At 37.8% G+C, this 23207-nt stretch carries 27 protein-coding genes; 14 read left to right on the top strand and 13 right to left on the bottom strand.

Going from position 1 to position 23207, the window contains the following annotated elements:
* Window positions 1–76 precede the first annotated feature (76 nt).
* A complete protein-coding gene (gene nadB, locus F960_RS11010) occupies window positions 77–1720 on the top strand; it encodes an L-aspartate oxidase (RefSeq protein WP_004864085.1) in 1644 nt (547 codons plus the stop codon).
* Window positions 1721–1761: 41 nt separating this feature from the next.
* Here the strand turns inward: nadB and F960_RS11005 are convergent, their stop codons facing one another.
* From F960_RS11005 to pabC, 7 genes are all read right to left on the bottom strand, one after another.
* The gene (locus F960_RS11005) at window positions 1762–2544 is read right to left on the bottom strand and encodes a helix-turn-helix domain-containing protein (protein ID WP_004864082.1); all 783 of its coding nucleotides are present in this window, start codon (window positions 2542–2544) and stop codon (window positions 1762–1764) included.
* Between the two features lie 10 nt (window positions 2545–2554).
* Window positions 2555–2947, bottom strand: a complete 393-nt coding sequence (locus F960_RS11000) for a hypothetical protein (protein WP_004864080.1) — start codon at window positions 2945–2947, stop codon at window positions 2555–2557.
* A 99-nt stretch (window positions 2948–3046) separates the two neighbouring features.
* A complete protein-coding gene (locus F960_RS10995; protein ID WP_004864078.1) occupies window positions 3047–3463 on the bottom strand; it encodes a PaaI family thioesterase in 417 nt (138 codons plus the stop codon).
* Window positions 3464–3577: 114 nt separating this feature from the next.
* Window positions 3578–4540 (bottom strand): IS30 family transposase, encoded by a 963-nt coding sequence (locus F960_RS10990; RefSeq protein WP_004854881.1) that lies wholly within the window; start codon window positions 4538–4540, stop codon window positions 3578–3580.
* A 223-nt stretch (window positions 4541–4763) separates the two neighbouring features.
* The gene (gene tmk / locus F960_RS10985; protein WP_004864076.1) at window positions 4764–5372 is read right to left on the bottom strand and encodes a dTMP kinase; all 609 of its coding nucleotides are present in this window, start codon (window positions 5370–5372) and stop codon (window positions 4764–4766) included.
* 9 nt (window positions 5373–5381) lie between these two features.
* On the bottom strand, window positions 5382–6455 hold the full coding sequence (gene mltG, locus F960_RS10980; RefSeq protein ID WP_004864074.1) for an endolytic transglycosylase MltG: 1074 nt from the start codon (window positions 6453–6455) through the stop codon (window positions 5382–5384).
* Window positions 6436–7269 carry an aminodeoxychorismate lyase gene (pabC, locus tag F960_RS10975; protein ID WP_004864070.1) on the bottom strand — a complete coding sequence of 278 codons (834 nt, stop codon included), beginning with the start codon at window positions 7267–7269 and terminating at the stop codon, window positions 6436–6438. Before pabC ends, mltG begins: the two co-directional genes overlap by 20 nt.
* A gap of 160 nt (window positions 7270–7429) precedes the next feature.
* On the opposite strand from pabC, the gene F960_RS10970 reads away from it, so the two are divergent.
* The 6 genes from F960_RS10970 (at window position 7430) to F960_RS10945 (ending at window position 12936) form a co-directional block, all read left to right on the top strand.
* Window positions 7430–8437, top strand: a complete 1008-nt coding sequence (locus F960_RS10970) for a sulfate ABC transporter substrate-binding protein (protein WP_004864066.1) — start codon at window positions 7430–7432, stop codon at window positions 8435–8437.
* A gap of 22 nt (window positions 8438–8459) precedes the next feature.
* On the top strand, window positions 8460–9065 hold the full coding sequence (locus F960_RS10965; protein WP_004864063.1) for an RBBP9/YdeN family alpha/beta hydrolase: 606 nt from the start codon (window positions 8460–8462) through the stop codon (window positions 9063–9065).
* A gap of 95 nt (window positions 9066–9160) precedes the next feature.
* Window positions 9161–9994, top strand: coding sequence for a sulfate ABC transporter permease subunit CysT (gene cysT / locus F960_RS10960; RefSeq protein ID WP_004864061.1), 834 nt, complete (start codon window positions 9161–9163; stop codon window positions 9992–9994).
* On the top strand, window positions 9991–10881 hold the full coding sequence (cysW, locus tag F960_RS10955) for a sulfate ABC transporter permease subunit CysW (protein WP_004864058.1): 891 nt from the start codon (window positions 9991–9993) through the stop codon (window positions 10879–10881). Before cysT ends, cysW begins: the two co-directional genes overlap by 4 nt.
* 11 nt (window positions 10882–10892) lie before the next feature.
* Window positions 10893–11954: a sulfate/molybdate ABC transporter ATP-binding protein gene (locus tag F960_RS10950; protein WP_004864055.1), complete on the top strand. Its 1062-nt coding sequence runs from the start codon at window positions 10893–10895 to the stop codon at window positions 11952–11954.
* Window positions 11955–12006: 52 nt separating this feature from the next.
* Window positions 12007–12936 carry a CysB family HTH-type transcriptional regulator gene (locus F960_RS10945; RefSeq protein WP_004864052.1) on the top strand — a complete coding sequence of 310 codons (930 nt, stop codon included), beginning with the start codon at window positions 12007–12009 and terminating at the stop codon, window positions 12934–12936.
* A gap of 315 nt (window positions 12937–13251) precedes the next feature.
* On the opposite strand, the gene carO is transcribed toward F960_RS10945, so the two are convergent.
* Window positions 13252–14004: an ornithine uptake porin CarO gene (gene carO, locus F960_RS10940; protein WP_004864049.1), complete on the bottom strand. Its 753-nt coding sequence runs from the start codon at window positions 14002–14004 to the stop codon at window positions 13252–13254.
* 304 nt (window positions 14005–14308) lie between these two features.
* On the opposite strand from carO, the gene dapD reads away from it, so the two are divergent.
* The 5 genes from dapD (at window position 14309) to F960_RS10915 (ending at window position 17650) form a co-directional block, all read left to right on the top strand.
* Window positions 14309–15130 carry a 2,3,4,5-tetrahydropyridine-2,6-dicarboxylate N-succinyltransferase gene (dapD, locus tag F960_RS10935; protein WP_004864046.1) on the top strand — a complete coding sequence of 274 codons (822 nt, stop codon included), beginning with the start codon at window positions 14309–14311 and terminating at the stop codon, window positions 15128–15130.
* Window positions 15131–15262: 132 nt separating this feature from the next.
* Window positions 15263–15973, top strand: a complete 711-nt coding sequence (queE, locus tag F960_RS10930; protein ID WP_004864043.1) for a 7-carboxy-7-deazaguanine synthase QueE — start codon at window positions 15263–15265, stop codon at window positions 15971–15973.
* A gap of 33 nt (window positions 15974–16006) precedes the next feature.
* On the top strand, window positions 16007–16678 hold the full coding sequence (gene queC / locus F960_RS10925) for a 7-cyano-7-deazaguanine synthase QueC (protein ID WP_004864041.1): 672 nt from the start codon (window positions 16007–16009) through the stop codon (window positions 16676–16678).
* A gap of 15 nt (window positions 16679–16693) precedes the next feature.
* On the top strand, window positions 16694–17092 hold the full coding sequence (locus F960_RS10920) for a hypothetical protein (RefSeq protein WP_004864037.1): 399 nt from the start codon (window positions 16694–16696) through the stop codon (window positions 17090–17092).
* Window positions 17093–17185: 93 nt separating this feature from the next.
* The gene (locus F960_RS10915; protein WP_004864033.1) at window positions 17186–17650 is read left to right on the top strand and encodes a peroxiredoxin; all 465 of its coding nucleotides are present in this window, start codon (window positions 17186–17188) and stop codon (window positions 17648–17650) included.
* 144 nt (window positions 17651–17794) lie between these two features.
* Here the strand turns inward: F960_RS10915 and F960_RS10910 are convergent, their stop codons facing one another.
* Together F960_RS10910 and F960_RS10905 are read right to left on the bottom strand one after the other, a co-directional pair.
* Window positions 17795–18379 (bottom strand): YceI family protein, encoded by a 585-nt coding sequence (locus F960_RS10910; protein WP_004864028.1) that lies wholly within the window; start codon window positions 18377–18379, stop codon window positions 17795–17797.
* Between the two features lie 72 nt (window positions 18380–18451).
* Entirely contained in the window at window positions 18452–19021 is a 570-nt protein-coding gene (locus F960_RS10905) for a nicotinate-nicotinamide nucleotide adenylyltransferase (protein ID WP_004864026.1), read from the bottom strand.
* Between the two features lie 102 nt (window positions 19022–19123).
* Here F960_RS10905 and F960_RS10900 point away from each other — a divergent pair, with 102 nt between their 5' ends.
* The gene (locus tag F960_RS10900; protein WP_004864023.1) at window positions 19124–19924 is read left to right on the top strand and encodes an enoyl-CoA hydratase; all 801 of its coding nucleotides are present in this window, start codon (window positions 19124–19126) and stop codon (window positions 19922–19924) included.
* A gap of 147 nt (window positions 19925–20071) precedes the next feature.
* On the opposite strand, the gene F960_RS10895 is transcribed toward F960_RS10900, so the two are convergent.
* Window positions 20072–20392: a YqfO family protein gene (locus F960_RS10895; protein ID WP_020846401.1), complete on the bottom strand. Its 321-nt coding sequence runs from the start codon at window positions 20390–20392 to the stop codon at window positions 20072–20074.
* Window positions 20393–20718: 326 nt separating this feature from the next.
* Between F960_RS10895 and gltP the strand changes: the two genes are divergently transcribed.
* Entirely contained in the window at window positions 20719–22014 is a 1296-nt protein-coding gene (gene gltP, locus F960_RS10890; protein WP_004864018.1) for a glutamate/aspartate:proton symporter GltP, read from the top strand.
* A gap of 55 nt (window positions 22015–22069) precedes the next feature.
* On the opposite strand, the gene F960_RS10885 is transcribed toward gltP, so the two are convergent.
* The gene (locus F960_RS10885) at window positions 22070–22522 is read right to left on the bottom strand and encodes an ABC transporter permease (RefSeq protein ID WP_004864015.1); all 453 of its coding nucleotides are present in this window, start codon (window positions 22520–22522) and stop codon (window positions 22070–22072) included.
* Between the two features lie 128 nt (window positions 22523–22650).
* Window positions 22651–23019: a hypothetical protein gene (locus F960_RS10880; RefSeq protein ID WP_004864009.1), complete on the bottom strand. Its 369-nt coding sequence runs from the start codon at window positions 23017–23019 to the stop codon at window positions 22651–22653.
* Window positions 23020–23207 lie beyond the last annotated feature (188 nt).

The raw sequence follows: 23207 nt of genomic DNA, 5'->3' as shown, positions 1-23207 counted from the left end.
CGTTCGCTTTTACTATTGCGTTTTGGTTTAAAAAAGCGTCTGATTATCGGACGTTTTTTAAATTAGCTGATGGACAATGTCTAATTTCGATACTTTACATCATTTCGATGTAATTATTGTGGGGAGTGGTGGTGCAGGTTTAAGCTTAGCTTTATCGCTACCAGAACATTTTAATATTGCTGTTCTTGCAAAATCTCATTTGACTGATGCCAGTACTTACTTTGCTCAAGGTGGTGTGGCTGCGGTTCTTGACGAATCTGATTCTATTGAACAACACATAGATGACACTATGATTGCAGGTGCTTATTTATGTGAGCGTGATGCGGTACAACATACCGTTGAAGGTGGTCGCCCATCAGTAGATTTTCTGCTGAAACAAGGCGTACCGTTCACCTTAGATGAAAATCAAGAATTACATCTCACTCGTGAAGGTGGTCATTCTAAACGACGTATTATCCATAATGCCGATGCAACCGGTAAAGCCATCTCAACAACCTTAGTTGAGCAAGCAAAACAAAAATCCAATATTCATATTTTTGAAAATTACATCGCAGTAGATCTGATCACAGCGCACAAGTTGGGTCATGTTACGGATGAAAATCGTGCTTTAGGCTTATATGCCTTAGACGAAAAAAATGAGAAAGTTCACACTTTTCTAGCACCATTTACTGCCCTAGCGTGTGGCGGTGCGATGAAAGCCTATATGTATACCTCCAACCCAGATATCGCAACTGGCGATGGTATAGCCATGGCTTACCGAGCAGGATGCCGCGTTGCAAATATGGAATTTAACCAATTCCATCCAACTTGCTTATACCATCCTCAAGCACGTTCTTTCTTGATCACTGAAGCAATGCGTGGTGAAGGTGCTTATTTACGTTTACCCGATGGTGAGCGTTTTATGCTACGTTTTGATGAACGTGCAGAACTTGCACCACGTGATATCGTTGCTCGCGCAATCGACTATGAAATCAAGCGCTTAGGTATACGTCATGTTTGGTTAGACATTAGTCATAAACCTGCTGACTTTGTAAAAGAACACTTCCCTACTTTATATGCGCGTTTACTTGAGCTAGGAATCGATATCACCAAAGATATGATTCCTGTAGTCCCTGCTGCACACTATACTTGTGGCGGCGTGGTGGTTGATGAAAACAGTCAAACGGATTTGCAAGGCTTATATGCGATTGGCGAAACCTCATATACGGGTTTACACGGCGCAAACCGTATGGCGAGTAACTCACTACTCGAATGTTTCGTGTATGGGATGAGTGCAGCACAAAATATCCAACAGAAATTTACTGCAAATTTCACATTTCCAAATGTACCCGAATGGGATGCAAGTCAAGTTGTAGATGCTGACGAAGATGTTGTCATCTTGCAGAACTGGGATGAGCTACGTGCCACCATGTGGAACTATGTTGGTATTGTCCGTACGACTAAACGTTTGCAACGTGCCCTGCATCGTATCGAGATGCTTAAACGCGAGATTACTGAATATTATCAAGGTTATCATGTTAGTAAGAACTTGATTGAACTACGTAATTTGGTTTTGGTTTCAGAAATGATCGTACGCTGTGCGATGCAGCGTAAAGAATCTCGTGGTTTGCACTATACACTCGACTATCCAAATCTTGATCCTGAACTGCGCAAAACTGTTTTAACGCCACCCAATTTTGAGGTAGAACAACCCTTGGTCAATACCACGGTCGCTGTTTAATCTAAAAATGAGTAGCAGATTAGATCTCTGCTACTCAACTTTTAATAGTTTGTATGTTGTTCTAAATATCTTTTTGGGGAAATCCCCATGATCTTTTTAAACATCACAATAAATGATGAGTCACTATCATAAGCAAGTTTCTCTGCAATCTGATGCACAGACCAACCCTCACTTAGCCATTGTAAAGCCAATAAAACATGCAGTTGACGACGCCATTGTTGTACGCTCAAACCTGTTTCATTTTTAAATAAGCGCGTGAAATTACGCTCACTCATACATATTAATTTTGCCCACGCAGCCAATGAATAATGTAGCTCAGGCTGTTCAATCAATATTGTTGTTATCTTTTTCAAGCGAATATCTTTAGGAATCGGCAAGTTCAATGCTTGCACAGGTGCATTTTTAATTTCATCCAACAAACAATGTATCAATCGATCGTCTTCTAGACTTGTATACTCATGCTCAATCTCTGAAACACGCATAAGTAAAGCCTTTAAAAATGCAGGCACTTGATACATTTCAAGATATTGATTTTGTTTGCTAAAATGATCATCAATAAAAACAACATATCCAGATGAAAAGCCAAAGCTTCGCCCTCGATGCATGACATAAGGTGGAATCCAAATCGCAGTATTTGGCGGCACCATCCAAATACCATCATCCGTTTCTATAGTAATCAATCCTGAAAATGTGATCAGAAACTGGCTTTTTATATGTTGATGCTCAGCCAGCTCCCAATCTGGAACCTGCTCTTGAATTTTCAGGACAATGGCAGGTCTTTGGATAAGATCTGCAAAAAATGCTTCAGCTTGATCATTTTTCACGACATTTTATTCACACTGGGTGGCTGTTTAAAAACCTTTGAATCAATTGCTCTGCTTGCCCATCATTTTCCACGATAAACATTGGATAACCTGTAAAACGAACATAATTATTGGCATATTTTTGCTCTACCAATCGTATATTTTCATCAGGTTCAACATGAATCAAAGCCTTAACGTATTTTGCTAAAATATCACGATTTTGCTTTACCCAATTTGCAACCTTTTTCCGATCCTCATGTTGCTCTTTTTGCTCAGGAAATGCGCCTCGACTCACAAAAACAAACTTTTGCTGTTTATCGAGTAAATGCGTAAATATTTCCAATGTTTCATCTACAGAAACAGCATCTTCTACCAAGTAACTAATTTGCACGATCGGAAAATTTTCAATGTGACGAATAAACATAATGGCTCACTTTTAATAAGAATACTTCTCATTATCAATGATTCGACTCATGTCTTCATTAGTTTAAATAGCCAATAAATTGTGTAAACCAGCCAAAATTTAGCGTTTCGGCGGTATTGAATATGTCCCCACCACATGGGCAATCGGTTGTTCCATACCTACTGAATATAACCAAACATCACCTACAATCAATACTTTACCCACTTTCATGAGATGACATACCCCACGAATGTCTTGATTTGCGACTGGCTTTTGCAAAAAATTTATACTTAAATTGGTGGTGACGGTCAAACCGACGATACCGATCTCCCCTAAAATGGCGATATATAAAGCATAATCTGCAAGGGTCATCATAGTCGGACCTGATATCGTCCCCCCTGGGCGTAAGTCACTTGCACCTACGTGATATAAAACGGTTGCACCCTTATCTGTGACGTCTTCAATTTCACATTTTTCCAAGCTTTGCGGAAATTCTTTCTGTAAAAAATGAATGATTTCTGACTTTGTACTTTTCATATTCCCTACTTTTACTTTTCTGAATCATAATTCACTATAATCCATAGACGATGTTTAGGCATAGGTGAAAACTGCCAAAGTTCAGATACTTTTGGGTCTATTTATATGGCGGATTCAAGCAGCAAGTGCAACAGTATAAAAACCAGCCATAACTTCACTTGGCGTATACCAGCCTAGTGTTTTTCTAGGACGATGGTTGAGTGAAAATTCTATCTGCTCTATTTCATCGTTTGACACGTCATCAAACGATGATGATTTTGGCAGATATTGCCGGATTAAACCATTCGTATTTTCATTTCTAGCTCGCTGAATAGACTTGTAAGGATCAGCAAAATAAGTATCTATGCCGACATCAGTAATTCTTTTGTGTTCGGCAAATTCCTTTCCATTATCAAATGTTACACTATAAGCATGGCTCATTCGTAAACGATCTAATGCACAAGTAATCGTTTTAGAGGATGCTCTCGTTGACCCTAAATGAACAATATGTACGTACAGGCTCTTTCGATCAACGAGGGTTAATAAAGCTCCTTTATGATGTTTACCAATCACCGTATCACCTTCGAAATCTCCTAAACGTTGTCGCTGATCAATGACCTGGTCTCGGCAATGAATACTTGTTTTATCAATGATTTGCCCTCTACGATCCGTGTTTTTGTAACCTCGTTTTCGATATTTCTTCTGATGCCTTAAGTGTAGATGGAGGTTACCTCCTTGTGATTTATCTTGATAAATGTGCTGGTAAATCCACTCATGTGAAGGTACATCCAGCCAACCGCGTTGTGTTAAAGCACCTGAAATTTGTTCTGGTGACCAGTCTAAGCCAATTAAGTAATCAATATAAGCGAAGGCAAATGCTGTCATGGATGATGAAGGATGGTACCGTCTTTGACTTGCAAATTTCGCTGCCTGTTGAGCTCTATATCCACGTTGCCCAGTATTTCTTTTTAACTCACGGTAGATGGTTGATCGTGAACGCCCTAACTCCCGAGCAAGGCTAGCGATTGAACTTTTACTTTTCAAAGTAGCATAAATTTCGTATCTTTCATCTTGAGAAAGTTGGGTGTATTTCTTCATTGTGTGCTTTCCAATTGCGAGTTGAAAAAGTCTAATGATTCTATGAATACACCTAACTTTTTCAACTAACTACAAGTGTGTTGCACTTGGGATTTGAATCTGCGTATTTAAAAAATTGATTGTAAAATCATCTAAAATTCATTATGAAAAACTATTTTATTTTTATCATAAATAAAAAAAGCACTGGCAAATGCGCAGTACTTTTAATCAGCCAAAATACAAATCAATCCAAGGACTGCAAATGACTCAAAGCATCTGTAAAGACTTTTTCAGGCAATTGCGTTGCATCCAAGCGTTTCATACGTTGTGGTTCATTTTGTTGAATATGCTCGAAGCCTGATCGTACTTTTTCAAAAAAGCTGACTTTTTCTTGTTCAAAACGATCCAATGCCCCTCGTTCACGAGCACGAGTCATACCAAGTTCAATCGGTGCATCTAACCAAAATGTAATATCTGGCATTTTAGAAACAAAGTTTTGATTTAAAAGCTGTAACTTTTCTGGACTGAGTCCACGCCCTGCACATTGGTAGGCAAAACTCGAATCACTAAAACGATCGCAAAGAACTACTTTTCCAGCATTTAAAGCAGGAATAATCACATTTTCTAAATGCTGAGCACGAGCTGCGTACATCAATAAAAGCTCAGTATCATTTGCCATTTTTTCATCATGATTGACAGACAGGAGTAAACTACGAATTTGCTCAGCCAGTGGCGTGCCACCAGGTTCTCGTGTTAATACTACATCTATGCCTTTTTGCTGAAAATGTTGATGTAATTTTTGAATGAGCGTGGTTTTTCCTACACCTTCCGTGCCTTCAAAACTAATAAACATGCTCACTCCTTAATTTTTTGAACGCATCACTGAAATATAATCTTGTACTGCTTTGTTATGGTCATCTAAATTTGAACTAAATTTATGCCCACCATTGCCTGTTGCCACAAAATAAATATTATCTGAATGATCTGGATGCATTGCAGCTTGGATGGCTTTTTTGCTCGGTAAAGCAATCGGTGTTGGTGGCAAACCACTCATGGTATAAGTGTTATAAGCTGTAGGAGTACGTAAATCATTTTTAGTGATTTTTCCAGTATAGCGCTCACCCATACCATAGATTACAGTAGGGTCTGTTTGTAGGCGCATACCCAATTTTAGACGGCGTACAAATACCCCTGAAACCTGATTCATTTCACTATTGATACTGGTTTCTTTTTCAATAATAGAAGCCATGATCAAAGCTTCATATTTATCTTTATAAGGCAAACCTGCATCACGTTTTGCCCAAGCTTCGTCTAGGATTTTCATTTGACGCTGATATAAATCTAACAAGATTTTTTTATCAGACTCGCCCTTACCAAAGAAATATGTATCGGGTGCAAACAAACCTTCAGGATGACTATAAGGGATGTCTAGCGCTTTCATCATTTCTTCATTTGAAAGTGTCACCACTGATTTTTCAACCAAAGGATCTTTTTTCAGGCGCTCTTTGAGTAGTTTAAATGTCGTACCATCAATCACTTGTACACGGATCATTTCAGCATTATCAACATCTGAAATCATTTCCAATACTTGGCGAACATTCATGCCTTGACGTACTTCATAAACACCCGCTTTAAGCGTTTCATGAATAAACAATTTACGATAAAGTTTTAAAATAACAGGAAAATCGACTTTATTTTCTTTTGCAAGATTGTCAATAAAGGCGGTATAGGTTTCTCCAGTATTGATAGAAAGCATTTGTTTTTTGCCTTCAACTGGATAAGTTTTAAATAAACTCATTTTCAAAATAATGATCGCGATCACCAATAAAGCAATCAAGGTGATCAAAAGAGTCTTTTGGGTGCGATTAGGCTGATCCCCCCCCTTAGGACTCGGTTTTTTTGAATTAGATTTAGTTTTAGGTTTTGCTGTCGGCATGATGACTTAACTGATCCAAATGCAAAGTGTCGAAAAGTTGAATACAAGGTTCTACTTCAAGCGCTCGATTGCCAAGTTGTCGTACCGCTTTCATTGGGCTAAGAGCATTACAGAAAAATAAACTCTGTATCTGCTGAATCTCTTCAATTCCCATAAAACGTGGTATGCAGGCAATGTTGGCTTGATTCATACGCGCTAAAATTTCGGCACGCATGACCCCATGCACACCATTATAGCGAAGATCAGGCGTAATCCACTCATTATTTATTTTAATAAAACAATTACTGCTCACACCTTCAACAATTCCACCTTGTACGTCCGTAACCAAAGCTTCTAACCATTTTTTTTCATTGGCTTCTTGCTTTAAAAGGACTTGTTCCAATCGATTCAAGCTTTTTATCCCAACCAAATTTGGCATACAGAGTCCAATTGCTTGATCCAGTACCCCACTGTCAATGATCTCAACTTGTGCGGTCACATCAGCTTGCGGATAAAAATAACAATATAAATCTGCATCATGATCAGGCATCGCATAACCACGATCACCGATACCACGACTAACTAAAATTTTTAAAGTTCCATTTAAAATAGGAAATTGTTGATGCAAATAATCAAATGATTTTTCTAATAATTTAAGATCAAATTTTAGTTGTAAACGGCGACTCGTATCACTAATCCTTGCCATATGTAAGGATTTCAACTGCAAATGATTTTGCTGATAGCGTGCGGTACTAAAGAAACCGTCACCATACTGAAATGCACGATCCAATATCGAAAGCGTTTGAATGGGTTCTGCATTCTTTAAACAAATCATCTTTAGATTTACCTTTTAGTTTCAATATATTCTGCCAAATTTTTCAAAAACACTTTTCTTTTTTATTCATATAGAATTCGTTTTTTATTATTTTTTTAGATTAAAGACCAGCGTTATTCTAGCGCCATGTAACAAATTTTAAAAATTCTAGAGGAATATCATGAACCTTAAAGCACTCAAAATCGGGGTACTTGCAGCACTTGTATCAGCATCATCAATCACCTTTGCAGCCAAAGACTTTCTTAATGTGTCTTATGATCCTACACGTGAATTGTATGATGATTTCAATAAACAATTTGGTGCTTACTGGAAAAAAAGTACAGGACAAGATGTCAACTTTAAACAATCTCATGGTGGCTCTGGTAAACAAGCTCGTGCTGTGATCGATGGTCTAAAAGCAGATGTGGTGACTTTAGCTTTGGCAGCAGATATTGATGCGATTGCAGATAAAACCAATCTCATTTCAAAAGATTGGCAGAAAAAATTCCCACAAAACTCGACACCTTATACATCTACCATCGTATTTTTAGTACGTAAAGGTAATCCTAAACAAATCAAAGATTGGAATGATTTGGTCAAACCGGGTGTAGATATTATTACGCCAAACCCGAAAACGTCTGGTGGCGCACGTTGGAACTATCTCGGTGCATGGGCTTATGCAAAACATAAATATGGTTCTGATGCCAAAGCTCAAGATTTTGTTCGCCAAATCTATAAACAAACCAAAGTGTTAGACTCAGGTGCACGTGGTGCTACTACAACTTTTGCTGAACGTGGAATTGGTGATGTTCTTTTGGCTTGGGAAAATGAAGCTTATTTAGCAGTTCGTGAGCAACCGGGCAAATTTGAAATCATTACCCCTTCGCTTTCAATTTTGGCTGAACCACCTGTTGCGATCGTTGATAAAAATGTTGAAAAAGATGGCAATGCCAATCTCGCAAAAGCATATTTGAATTATCTGTATTCACCTGCGGGGCAAACCATTGCAGCGAAAAACTTTTATCGCCCACGTAATCAAGACATTTTGAAAAAATATAGCGCAACCTTTAAACCATTAAAATTGGTCACTATCGATAAAGAGTTTGGTGGCTGGACCAAAGTGCAAAAACAACACTTTGAAAATGGTGGCATTTTCGATCAAATCGTTAAAGCAAATAGCGCCAAATAATTGATATATAGGGAGCATTGACATGATTCATACTGTAATTGTACCGGGTGTTGGCGGTAGCGAATACGGACACTGGCAATCTTGGTTACAAAGACAGCTCATGTCATGCTCTCGCGTTGAGCAAAGTGATTGGAATAAACCGATCTTGAAAAACTGGGTGGCTGAATTTGTAAGAACAGTGCAAGCAGCACCCGCTCCGATTCAAATCGTGGCACATAGTTTTGGTTGCTTAACCAGTGTAGCGGCACTCAATCAACATCCAGAACTACAGCATAAAATCAAAAATCTGTTGCTCGTTGCTCCTGCAAATCCAGAACGCTTTGGCGAAAATGGTTTTGCTCGTGACAGCTTGCAGGACTACAAAGCTTATTTTCAAAGCTTAAAGCTTCCTGTATCGACGACGATGCTGATCAGTGAAAATGATCCTTGGTTAAAATATGCAGATGCTCTTGAACTTGCTGAAGATTGGAATATTAAACCAATCAATTTAGGTGCGGTTGGGCATGTCAATGTTGCCTCTGGTTTTGGTCCATTTCCTGCTGTATTTGATCACATCATTGCTGAAAAGCCTGAAACACTTATCAGTAATACTGATGACAAAAAGTATTTTTTTAAATTTGCAATTTAGACTGTGCTGATTATTCTTGGCGCATTTCTTGTAAAAATTGTTTAAAAACTTTTGCTTACCCTTTGTGTGAGCTTTCTCATTTTGAGGATGTAACTATGTCGCAGCGATCCCGAGTGCTGCCTGGATTTGGTCTTTCATTAGGCTTTACCCTAGCGTATTTGTCATTAATCGTGCTGATTCCTTTATCTGCGGTTTTTATCAAATCGTTAGGGATCGGTTGGGAAGGTTTCTGGGAAATTATCAGCTCAGAACGTATTTTAAAATCTTTACAGCTGAGTTTTACGACCGCGATCTTAGCGGCATTGATCAATGTTGTGTTTGGCTTACTCTTAGCGTGGTGCTTGGTGCGCTATAGTTTCCCCGGTAAACGTATTGTGGATGCATTGGTCGACTTACCGTTTGCATTACCAACAGCAGTTGCAGGGATTGCCTTAACTTCACTCTATGCATCTTCAGGTTGGATCGGACAATACTTAGAGCCAATGGGCATCAAAGTTGCCTATACACCGATCGGGATTACGCTTGCATTAATTTTTATCGGTATTCCATTTGTCGTGCGAACTGTACAACCTGTACTTGCTGATGTTGAAACAGAACTAGAAGAAGCGGCTTCCGCGCTCGGTGCGAATCGTTTTCAAATCGTCACGAAAATTATTTTACCGATACTTTTCCCTGCACTATTAACTGGCTTTGCATTAGCTTTCGCCCGTGGTGTTGGTGAATATGGTTCTGTAATTTTTATCGCAGGTAACCAACCGTTCAAAACTGAAATTGCACCGTTAATGATTATTTCTCGTTTAGAAGAATATGACTATGCTGGTGCGACGACTATCGCTGTGGTGATGCTTGTTATTTCATTCTTTATCTTATTCTTGATCAATTTATTACAAGCTTGGGTTACCCGTCGCACAGGGAGAACTGCAAAATGAGTTTAATCACCAATAGCAATCAACTTGCTGAAAAATTGCAGTCACGTGATGCAACCCGTGAACCTACTTGGGTTCGCTATGTACTGATCACCATTGCCTTGATTTTCTTTTTAAGCTGTCTGATTTTGCCGCTGATTTTGGTTTTTGTAGAAGCATTTAAAGAAGGCATCGCAGTTTATTTTCAAGCTTTGGTCAACCCAGATACTTTATCTGCTGTTAAATTGACCTTGCTCACCGCCGCAATCGCTGTCCCAATGAATGTTGTCTTTGGTGTCGCTGCTGCATGGTGTGTTGCCAAATATCAGTTCCGTGGTAAGTCAATTTTAACCACGATTATAGATATGCCTTTCTCTGTTTCGCCAGTGATTGCAGGTCTAATGTTGGTTCTGATCTTTGGTACACAAGGTTGGCTTGGAGAATGGCTAGGCGATCATGATATTAAGATTTTGTATGCAACACCTGCGATCGTTTTAGCGACTGTATTTATTACAGTACCTTTTGTAGCACGTGAATTGATTCCGTTAATGGAAGCTCAAGGAACTGAAGAAGAAGAAGCGGCAATCGTACTCGGTGCAACAGGTTGGCAGACGTTTTGGAAAGTCACTTTACCCAATATCAAATGGGGTCTGTTATACGGCGTAATCCTATGTAATGCACGCGCAATGGGTGAGTTTGGTGCTGTGTCTGTGGTATCAGGACATATTCGTGGTGAAACCAATACCCTGCCGTTACATGTTGAAATTTTATATAACGAATATACGTTTAGTGCTGCTTTTGCAGTGTCGTCCTTGCTTGCCTTGCTTGCGATCGTCACCTTAGTTTTAAAAACTTGGGTTGAAACACGCCAAGATAAGCAAAACAAAAGCACTGAAGAGTCATTAACTTAAGGAATCACCTCATGAGTATTCAAGTAAAAAATATTGAAAAACACTTTGGTGCATTCCATGCACTTAATAACATCACTTTAGATTTCCCAGATGGACAACTTGTGGCATTACTTGGTCCATCAGGTTGCGGTAAAACAACTTTACTACGCATTATTGCTGGTCTTGAATCTGCTGATCATGGTCAAATTCTTTTAGAAGGTAATGATGCAACCAATACACATGTTCGTGAACGTCAAGTTGGCTTTGTATTTCAACATTATGCATTGTTTCGACATATGACGGTTTATGACAATGTCGCATTTGGTCTACGTGTGCGCCCGCGCGCTACTCGTCCAAGCGAAGCTGAAATCAAAAAGCGTGTCACTCGCTTGCTTGATCTAGTACAACTTGGTTTTTTGGCAGATCGCTATCCAGCACAGCTTTCTGGTGGTCAGCGTCAGCGTATTGCTTTGGCACGTGCTTTGGCTGTAGAGCCTCGTGTACTGTTACTTGATGAGCCATTTGGCGCATTGGATGCTAAAGTTCGTAAAGAGTTACGTCGCTGGTTACGCACGTTACATGACGAATTGCATATTACTTCGATCTTTGTTACTCATGATCAAGAAGAAGCACTGGAAGTTGCAGACCAAATTATTGTCATGAATAAAGGGAATATCGAACAGATCGGCTCACCGCGTGAAGTCTATGAAAAACCTGCGACACCATTTGTATTTGATTTCTTAGGTCAGGCTAATCGCTTTGAGGGTGTTAACCATCAAGGTGTGGTTCAAATCGGTGCAGATCGTATTGAATTACCTTCAAATCGAAATACTCCTGATGGTAAAGTCATTGCTTTTGTACGTCCAAATGAGCTAAAAATTCATTCCGAACCTGTGGAAAATGCCATTCAAGCTACATTCTTACGTGAAGTTTGGATTGCAGGTAAAGTGGTTGCTGAATTGCAAGACCGTGAAGGACAGTTGATTGAAATCAATTTAAGCCCTGAACAAGTAAAATTACATCAATTTAGACCCAATCAAACTGTGTGGATTAGTGCAGCAACATTACATTTATTTGCTAATCAAGTCGCTTAAAAGGACATTGGGATGAGCACCAGACTCATCCAAATTTGAGGTATCAAGTATCATGAACTTTCAACAATTACGTATTATTCGCGAAACAGTTCGACAAAATTACAATTTAACTGAGGCTTCTGCTGCGCTTTATACCTCTCAATCAGGTGTAAGTAAGCATATCAAAGACTTAGAAGATGAATTGGGCGTTCAATTGTTTGTGCGTAAAGGCAAACGTCTATTAGGCTTGACAGAACCAGGGCAAGCATTACTCAGTATTGTTGAACGAATGTTAGTTGATGCCGACAACATCAAACGCCTTGCAGATGACTTCAACAAAGTTGATGAGGGTACATTGACGATTGCAACAACCCATACTCAAGCCCGTTATGTGTTACCGCCTATCGTCAATGCATTTAAAAAGCTATTTCCAAAAGTACATTTGATTTTGCAACAAGCTAGTCCTGTTGAAATTGCTGAAATGCTGCTTTTAGGTGTAGCTGATATTGGTATTGCAACAGAATCTTTGACCACTGAGGATAACCTTGCGAGCGTGCCTTTTTACAATTGGCAACATTGCATCATTACCCCTCAGGGACATCCACTCAGCAAAATTCCAGCGCATGAGCTTACTTTAGAAAAATTGGCAGAATTCCCGATTATCACTTATCACGGTGGTTTTACTGGACGTTCAAAGATCGATAAAGCCTTTGAAAACGCCAATCTTGATGTAGATATCGTCATGTCAGCACTTGATGCCGATGTCATCAAAACCTACGTAGAGCTTGGTATGGGGGTTGGTATTGTGCATGATGTCGCGTATGACCCTGAACGCGACCACCGCCTCAAGCAGATCCAAACTGATATTTTTGGTATCAATACAACGTGGATTGCGGTACGCAAAGGTCATTTATTACGTGGATTTGGTTATCAGTTTATCTCACAATGTGCACCAGATGCTGACATTAAGACACTGAAAAAAGCAGCATATCCAGAAGATTAAACTCAATTTATATCCTGTTCGAATAACATAAAGGGCGATATCGCCCTTTATTTTTTTATTTAATAGCAAGACAATAAACTCAAAGTTGCGAAAACCTATAAGAAAATTTCATGTTTTATAAACGGTTAATATCTTCTACTACAGTAAAATGCTTTTATTATTTGATAACAATACCAAGCCATTTTTTTAATTTTTTAAATACCATTTCTAAGATGAAATCATTACGAAAACAAATAGCTTAATAGATAACTTAAAGCGAAATATTAAAGCAAAAAAAACGAGCCGAAGCCCGTTTTTTATATTACAAAGATACAATTACCAACGGTAGCTTACGCCAACTTTACCTACTGGTAACCATTCGTATTTGCTTAAAGATTCAATTTTTTGAGCTTCAGTTTTCACATCAGCATCAGCATTATTTGTACCACCAGCAACTGGGATGAAATTACCATTAGTGTGTAAGTCAGCAGTTGGATTACCTGTATAGTAAGCACCTACTTCAGCAAAAACACCAAAGTTTTTATTGATTTGTGGCGCGATACCAAAACCTAAATAAGGAGCGATATCGTTATCATATTTCATTTTACCAGATACTGTTGCAACAGTTCCTGGAGCAGCTGCATAGTTATTTCCGTGAATACGCGTTGTATTATCGCCTGAAATAGACTTGCTTAAGTCATAATCGTTATCGATATAAGCAGCACCAGCAGCAACATAAAGAGACTTAACGAATCTATTATCGTTTGTGCCCCAAGGACGCATTTCAACATTTAAATATGCTGTTTTATTATCCATGTCCATATCGTACTTAGTACCATTCACTTTAAGTGAATCATTCCAAGAAATATCGCCACCATTATAACCAAGTGCTAAACCAACGTACGGGTTCACATCCCAAAGTAATGCACCACCATAACCAGTAGTACCAACTTCAGCACGAACACCAGATGGAATAAGTTGCTTACCATCAAAAGCCCATTTTTCATGAACAACTGATGAATCAGCCATTGCAGCTCCAGTTACAGCTGATAAAGCAGCAGCAATTGTAATTACTTTTAACACTTTCATTTATATCTCCTCACAAAACATAGAGTTTCTTTTTTAATCATCGGTGTGTTTCTGAGCACATTATAATCAATAACAACTTCACTAAAAATTAAAAAAATGATAGTTTTTTGTTATTTTTTGATACAAATGAGTTTTGATTCATGTTTTAAAAGCTTTTTTTGCATGTTAATTTTAAATTTTTTGGGGTTTTCCCATCTTAAAATATATTAAAAGCACCTTTATTTATATTGTTTCAACTTTTTAACGCTGCCTGTATGATTTTTAGTGTAGAATCTTTAAAATTTTTTTTGGGAAGGAAGATACCATGTCAGAGCTTTCAACGATCATTGAACAAGCGTTTGAAAACCGTGCAAACTACTCTGCTTCAGAATGTCCAGCGGAAGTACGTCAAGCAGTAGAACAAGCGATTGCTGGTCTAGATAACGGCTCACTTCGTGTAGCAGAAAAAATCGATGGTGAATGGGTAGTTCATCAATGGTTGAAAAAAGCTGTTTTATTATCATTTAAATTAAACGATAACAAACCAATCGAATCATGTGATCTTCAATTTTACGACAAAGTTGATACAAAATTTAAAGATTGGACTGAAGAACAGTTTAAAGCTTCAGGTGTACGTGTAGTACCACCTGCTGTAGCACGTAAAGGTAGCTTCCAAGCGAAAAACGTGGTTCTTATGCCTTCTTATGTCAACATCGGTGCTTATGTAGATGAAGGCACAATGGTTGATACATGGGCAACTGTAGGTTCATGTGCGCAAATCGGTAAAAACGTACACTTATCGGGTGGCGTAGGTATCGGTGGTGTTTTAGAGCCATTACAAGCAAACCCTACAATCATCGAAGATAACTGTTTCATCGGTGCGCGTTCTGAAATCGTTGAAGGTGTGATCGTAGAAGAAGGTTCTGTGATTTCAATGGGTGTATTCATTGGTCAATCAACTAAGATCTATGACCGTGAAACTGGCGAAATCCATTATGGTCGTGTACCAGCGGGTTCTGTTGTCGTTTCTGGTAGCCTTCCTTCTAAAGATGGTAGCTGCAACCTTTATGCTGCAATCATTGTGAAAAAAGTTGATGCGAAAACTCGTGCAAAAACAAGTTTGAACGATTTATTACGCGCTGACTAATTTTCCTATGCTTACAAATCTCTACGATCTTTAGGGTCGTAGAGATTTTTCATTTTATATGATGTATTAAATCTTGCTTGAACAACTTTGTTCAACATTCTCCTGTGATCCTTTCACCTGTGGTAAATTTTTATGAATTCTCTACGCACTCAAAATATTCCAGTAACTGACCCTGCTTCAGGTTTACGTATTACTGAAATTTTTTATTCATTGCAAGGAGAAGCAAATGCAGCAGGACTACCGACTGTATTTATTCGTCTCACGGGTTGTCCATTACGTTGTACTTATTGTGATACCACCTACTCTTTTGAAGGTGGCGAACGACAATCTCTTGAAGAAATTATCCAGACAGCTAAAAGTTTTAATACACCATATATTTGTGTGACAGGTGGTGAACCACTTGCACAGCCAAACTGTCTAGTATTGCTTGAACAATTATGTGAGTTAGGCTTTGATGTTTCACTTGAAACCAGTGGTGCTTTAGATGTATCCAAGGTTGATCCACGTGTTTCTAAAGTTTTAGATTTAAAAACACCAACTTCAGGTGAAGATAAACGCAACTTACTCAGCAATCTTGAGCATCTGAGCAAACGTGATCAAATTAAATTTGTGATTTGCAATCGTGAAGATTATGAGTGGTCTAAACAACAAGTTCAGCAACATCATCTAGATCAACTGGTGAGTAGCGTTTGGTTTTCTCCAGCTTTTGCTGTCGAGAAAAATGCCGCTAAACTTCCTGAATTGGCAAAAAATCTTGCACAATGGATTTTAGACGATCAACTCTCTGTTCGTTTCCAACTGCAATTGCATAAATTGCTTTGGAATGATGAAACTGGTCGTTAATCCATATTCTTATATTGATTGGAGATATTGAAAATGCGCCCTCGCGCTATCGTGTTATTATCAGGTGGTTTAGATTCAACAACTTGCTTAGCTTGGGCTCAAGCTCGTTATGAATGTATTGCAATCAGTTTTATGTATGGTCAACGCTCAACGACTGAACTTGATGCCGCAAAAGCCTTGACTGCACGCGCTGGTGTAGAACATCGTGTCATTAATATAGACTTAGGTAACTTGGGTGGCTCTGCACTTACAGACCATAACATTGACGTACCTGAAGAACAACAAGAAGGCATCCCTGTGACTTACGTGCCTGCACGTAACACGATTTTCCTTTCTTATGCACTTGCAGCAGCCGAAGTCTTTGATGCAGAAGCAATTGTGATCGGTATCAATGCCGTAGATTATTCAGGATATCCAGATTGTCGACCTGAATTTATCGAAGCTTTTGCCAATATGGCTCGCCTTGCAACCAAAGTAGGTGTTGAAGGAAAACCACTAAAATTTGAAACACCTCTGTTACATTTATCCAAAGCGAATATAATACGTTTAGGCATAGAACATGGCGTAGACTATAGTCATACAGTGTCTTGCTATCAAGCTGACGATCAAGGACGCGCTTGTGGTAAATGTGATAGTTGTCGATTGCGCAAACAAGGCTTTATCGACGCTGGTATTGCAGACCCAACACGTTATATACCGCAATAATAGGTACTTTATTTTATGAAATTTTTAAAAACGAATGCTGTTCTTTCTTTATTTGCAGGCTTTGCCATGATGGGTTCTGTAGCTCATGCGGCAGATAATGCACTTCAACAAGCATATAAAAGCAGCAACGTAAAATCTGCTTTAATCAATGTTTGTAAACAAGAAACAACGAAAGGCGGTAAATTAAATGCTGCTGAAGTAAATAAATTCTGTTCTTGCCAAATTGAAGCTCAAGGTAAAGTAACTGAAGCGCAAAAATGGGAAATCCAAAGCGCTGTAAACCAAAAGAAAAGCCCATCTAGCTTAGCTTTTGTTCAACAGCAAAACCGTGATCTTCAAGCATGTTTTGGCCCACAATTGACTGGCAAACTTAAAACATTGGCTGAATCCGCAATGAAATCAGCTGGTAAATAAACTTATATTTCTTGATTAATCGATCATCATTGATAATTAAGAAATTAAATTAGCCACTTTTTTTGTGGCTAATTTTTTATGGAGAATAGAAAGATGACAACGGAAAATATCCAACTTCCCAATAAAGCATTTCCAGCCACACAAGGTGAAATCAATCTCAGCGAAATCTCTACAGATTGGTTAATCATCTATTTTTATCCAAAAGATTCAACTCCAGGCTGTACGACGCAAGCTGTTGGCTTTTCTTGTCTAAAAGATCAATTTGATGCCATCAATACGACGATCATCGGGATTTCTCGTGATTCAGTAAAAGCACATCAAAATTTTACAGAAAAACAAGCGCTGACCATCGACCTGATTAGTGATAAAGAAGAAGAGCTTTGCCAGCTTTTTGATGTCATTAAAGAAAAAAATATGTATGGCAAAAAAGTCATGGGTATCGAGCGTTCAACTTTTATTTTCCATAAAGGTCAATTGGTTAAAAGCTACCGTAAAGTCAAAGCTGCAGGTCATGCTGAGCAAGTACTTGAAGATTTAAAAGCATTGCAAAGCGCGTAAAATATTAACGTCTAGCTTTTAAACTTAGCTAAAATGTAAAAATCCTTCAATCGTATGAAGGATTTTTTAATTGAACAAGGTCATTGTTAATCTGAAATTCAAGCGAAATGATATCGACTCATTTAAATGGAAGTACAACAAAATCTATTTACTACGAATTTGACCATCAACTACCAAATTGACTTTTTCACCGATTCCACCAAATGCAGGCTTCATACCAAAATCGCTACGATCAATCTGCGTACTTGAATGAATCGCCATCAAGGATTTATCATTAGTCGGTGTCAGTGTCGTCGTAAACACCACTGGCCGTGTCACACCACGCAAAGTTAACTGCCCTGAAACAGCATATTTATTTTGTCCTAATGGCTTAAATTGACTGCTTTTAAAAGTTACTGTTTTATATTTTTCAGCATAAAACAGATCCTTACCCATCATCATATTCATCATAGAGGGCTTACTTAAACTTAGGCTATTTACATTCATGGTAAAATTTGCCTGAGCATTTTGGATTGCTTTAGGGTCGAGATTAAAATTGGATTGAACTTGGTTAAAACGACCTTTGACAACCTTGACACCCATCGACTGAATATAAAATCCCACATTACTTTGTGGTGTAATCGACCAATTTGTCGCAAAACTGCTTGTTGCTATCGTCATAAGTGGCAAAATAAATAAAGATTTCATTACTTTATTTTGCAAAATCTGATGATTTAAAGCAGAAAACATAAAATACCTCGAAATTTTTATTTATCTTTCAATCAAGAAGCATCAAAATACTTTTATAAAATGATAACGTTTTTATTCGAGATTGCTCGTATCCTGCGTCTGGTATTTGTTTTGCAATTGTTGATAAATCGGTGTTTTTTGAAACTCTTGTAAAAATGAAATAGTACCATTTGGAAAAACTTGCTCTCGGATCTCTCCTCGAAAATAAGCCTCACGCATAGGTGTTGCTGAAATAGAACCGTTTAAACTATCTAATTCAAACATTTCCCACTCTGGAAATAATCTTAAATAATATGAAGAATCATCTTTAAAATGACCAATCAAACCTATTTTCGTCTCAGGTTTAACCACACCATTTACTAACGATTTAACTTGTTTAACCCATTTTTCATCATTATAAACATCGATAACATGCACAAAAATGATACGTTCTTGTTCTGCCTGCGAAAAACTAGACAAAATCATCTGTTCACGTTCGATCGCAGAAAATGGATTTTTGATATTGCGTTCATCTTGTGCTGAACCGAGCGCCAAAATGACGTATTGACTGTTTGCAAGCGCAATTTCTACAGTCTGTTTGTGCGCCAAATGAAATGGCTGAAAACGCCCAATATAGACAAGATAGTCGAAAGTTTTATTCATATACGGTCAGTTTTTATGAACTCATCAGTTGCAACATAAATATCATTTATGCGACATAATGCAGCTATAAAATTAAATTTGGTTTAAAGCAAGGATAGTACGATGACACTCAGTTGTATTCAACAGCCACATCAAGATTTACAAGCAAAATTAGAAAATGGTGTACTGACATTAGCCATTAACCGACCAAAAGCAAAAAATGCGATTTATGGTGAATTATATCTGTGGATCGCAAAAGCACTCGACGAAGCTGATCAAGACAGTGCTGTTCGTGTTGTCATTTTACGTGGTTTGGAAAATGATTTCACTGCAGGCAATGATATGCAAGATTTTCTCGCTTCAGCTCAGCAGCCAACAGCAGCTAAAGCTGGTGACAATCCTCCATTTGTTTTACTCAAATCTGCTGCAAAGTTTTCAAAACCATTGATCGCAGCTGTTCGTGGTGTGGCGATTGGTATTGGTGTGACCATCCTTTTACATGTAGATATGGTCTTTGCTGATGATACTGCCCTATTCCAAATCCCATTTGTGACACTCGGCTTATCACCAGAAGGTGCTGCGAGTAAATTGCTGATTCAACAAGCGGGTTATCACAAAGCTGCGGAACTTTTATTTACAGCACAAAAATTCAATGCAGAAAAAGCTTTAAATGCTGGATTGGTCAATGAAATCGTTGCTGATGTTTATGCACATGCAGATGCCCAAGCCAATTATTTAGCACAGCTTCCGAGCGCTTCTTTAAAGCAAACTAAAGCACTCATGAAACACAATCTGGATGAAATCATCGAATGTATTGACCATGAAGCCGAAGTCTTTATGAAACGCGTACGCTCACCAGAAATGGCTGAAGCTGTTCAAGCTTTTCTACAAAAACGTAAACCTGATTTTGCGCAATTTAGTTAAAACAAAAGTAAATCAGGTATAAAAGCGCTATATTTTTTAGTAGAAAATACCCCTAAGGTATTTAAATACCTTAGATTTTAAAGAGAATTGCTTTAGCTTAAGTGATTCTCTTTATCTCATCAATAATAAAAATTTCTCTTTGAACTTTTAATCTACGTCAATCTCAAATATCTGTATAAACTCAAATGCAGGTTCCTCATAGGGATGGCTTTTGATCAATGCCTGAGCGACAGCTTTAACTACATCTTCTGCTACGATGGTTTCTACACGCCACTCTGGAATCTGTTCAAGTTGATCTAACGCCCCTATAAATGGCTTAGCGCCTTTCACTGGTTTAAATTGTCCAGTACCTAAAACCTGCCATGCGCAGTGCTCATAGTTACCTATACCACCTGCACCAGCAGCAAAAACAGCTTGTTTTGTCAGCTCTAAATGAGACTCTGGAACATAATAAATCAATTTCAACATAGGACTTATACCTTTGATCATATTAGACTTTAGTCGTAAATTTCGTGAATCCACTATTTTATTAAAGATTTCTAAATAATGTAAATCTGTACAATAAATATACACATACGTCCTTTTTATACAAATTACTTTAATTAGTTCACACTTTTTACATAATTTTATTTCCACTTTGATTAAACAAGGTGCAAAATACCCTGCATTTTGCTTTTGCATAAAATTTCTTAGGACTGCTCTTTGACCTTATTTTATTTTGGTCTCTCCCTCTCCTGTTTTTATCAAAAAGCCAATTTCTCCTATTCTTTTTCAATTATGATTAAGGGCTTACTATGCGGACTAAAAAAATTAGCCTTGCCTGGCAGATTTTAATCGCACTTATTTTAGGTGTGCTTGTCGGCTCTTTCCTACATAGCTCTCCAGAATATCGTGAAATGTTAACGAATAATTTTCTCAATCCATTGGGGAAAATTTTCATTAACCTTATCAAGATGATCGTTATTCCACTTGTAATGTCAATGCTCATCTTAGGTATTGCCAATGCAGGTGATGGTAAAAGTGTCGGTAAATTAGGTGTAAAAACCATTCTTTACTTTGAAGTAATTACCACGATAGCCATTGTTGTCGGTATTGTAGCAGCCAATGTGTTCCAACCGGGTGCCGGTATTGATATGGCCAGTTTGACTAAAACTGACATTTCACAATTTGAGCACACTACACAAGAAGTTGGCGCTGGCGGTCACAGTTTAGTTGGAACCATTCTTTCTTTGATTCCACCTAATATTTTTGCTGCCATGAATGATGGGCACATGTTGCCAATCATTTTCTTCTCTGTCATTTTTGGTCTTGGTTTAGGTGCTTTATCTAAAGAAACTAAACAACCTTTGATTGATGTTTTAAAATCAATCTCAGAAACCATGTTTAAAGTGACACACATGATCATGCAATTTGCACCATTTGGTGTATTTGGTTTGATCGCTGCAACTGTTGCAAGTTTCGGATTTAGCTCACTCATTCCGTTAATCAAACTCGCACTTTTGGTTTATGCTGCAATCTTCTTTTTTGCTATCGTGGTTCTGGGTATTGTTGCCAAAATTTGTGGCTTCAACATCTTTACCTTGATCAAAATCTTAAAAGATGAATTGATTTTGGCTTATTCAACAGCAAGTTCTGAAACAGTTTTACCTCGAATCATGGAAAAAATGGAAGCTTATGGTGCTCCAAAATCCATTACCAGTTTCGTGATTCCGATTGGTTATTCATTTAACCTTGATGGTTCTACACTGTATCAAAGTATCGCTGCAATCTTTATTGCTCAGCTTTACGGTATTGACTTGTCATTGACTCAAGAAATCATTTTGGTTGTTACCCTTATGATTACCTCTAAAGGTATCGCAGGTGTTCCTGGTGTATCTTTCGTGGTATTGCTTGCTACTCTAGGCAGTGTTGGTATCCCACTTGAAGGCTTAGCATTTATTGCAGGTATTGACCGTATCTTAGATATGGCACGTACTGCATTGAACGTGATTGGTAATGCTTTGGCAGTACTTGTCATCAGTAAATGGGAAGGCCAATTCGATACTGAAAAACAAAAAGCTTATGATGTGAACTCACATAACACTTTGTAATTTCAGTATAGATCTAAAAAAGGAAGCTTGAAGCTTCCTTTTTTATTTGCAAAATTTAAGGGTTTGCACGTTCTTCCAACTTGATATCATCAACTTTTAAAGAGTCTTGTTTTCCATCAAACTGTACGAAATAGACCACAGATTTATCAGCATATTTATATTCAAAAGCTAAAGCTGCACCCTGTTGCTTCTCTTTATTTTCACTCACTGATGCACTTGAAGATGCGATCAAGATTTTTTCTTTATATGCTTGCTTCGGAATGATTTGCTGCATTTGCTCAAGCGTTTCCGCCTTTGCTGTAATCAGCTTATAGCATTTATCCGTGGTGTTTTGTTTGATTTGGGCTGTATTTCCAGACTGTAATGCCTGATAAAGTTGTTCAGCAGTATGTTTTTGTTGTTCTTCAACTTTTGCTGTTTGCTGTTTTTCATCGGCTTTCTTTTGAGCACTATTTCCACATGCACTGAGAAAAACACCACAAAATATAATCGGGAGAATTCGCTTCATTATCACTTAATCTATTGCTCTAACCATCCAAATTATAGCAATTTTAAAGTGATTTTAAGATAAATAACCATTGGTTTTTTAGTATATTTTTAGTCAAATAAGACGATAGAAGTAACATCTTACTTATCTCAATTCTGTGTTTGATTGATCCAAAATCCGATAATATCGGGCTTATTTCCGTCAGCAAAAACAACGGTATAAAGGATGTCATTTTCAACATAATCAAACCGAAAACTGACTTTGTATATCTGTCCCCAACTTGCATCAGTCGTTTTTTCAATCGCAATCAACTCTGCTTCTGTTTGATTTTTCCCCTCTAAAACAGTAAAAGCAGCTTGTAAACTTTCAGTTTTTTGCTGTAATTCAACTTTTACTTGGAGATTGATCAAATCATAGATTCTATTGAGATCTTGTGCGAGCAATGCATCATACAATGCGATTGCATGCTGATATTGTGCTGGGCTAATACTTAAACTAAATTGTTTTTGATCATTCATATATTTTTCCATGCTTTTTTCATTTAGATATATACAACCTTGTACAACTGAATCATATTTTAAATAATCTTAAGTTTCTAAAGCTTTATCTCTCTTAGATTGTATATTTAATCTTCAGTTTGAATGTTTTAATCTATAGCATTTTAGTTATTGTGTATAATTTAAGCATATTTCTCAAATAAATCATC

The organism is Acinetobacter gerneri DSM 14967 = CIP 107464 = MTCC 9824, from assembly GCF_000368565.1.
GTDB classification, from domain to species: Bacteria; Pseudomonadota; Gammaproteobacteria; order Pseudomonadales; family Moraxellaceae; genus Acinetobacter; species Acinetobacter gerneri.
Note: the sequence above shows the minus strand (reverse complement) of the source record. Positions and strands in the feature narration are given on the sequence as shown.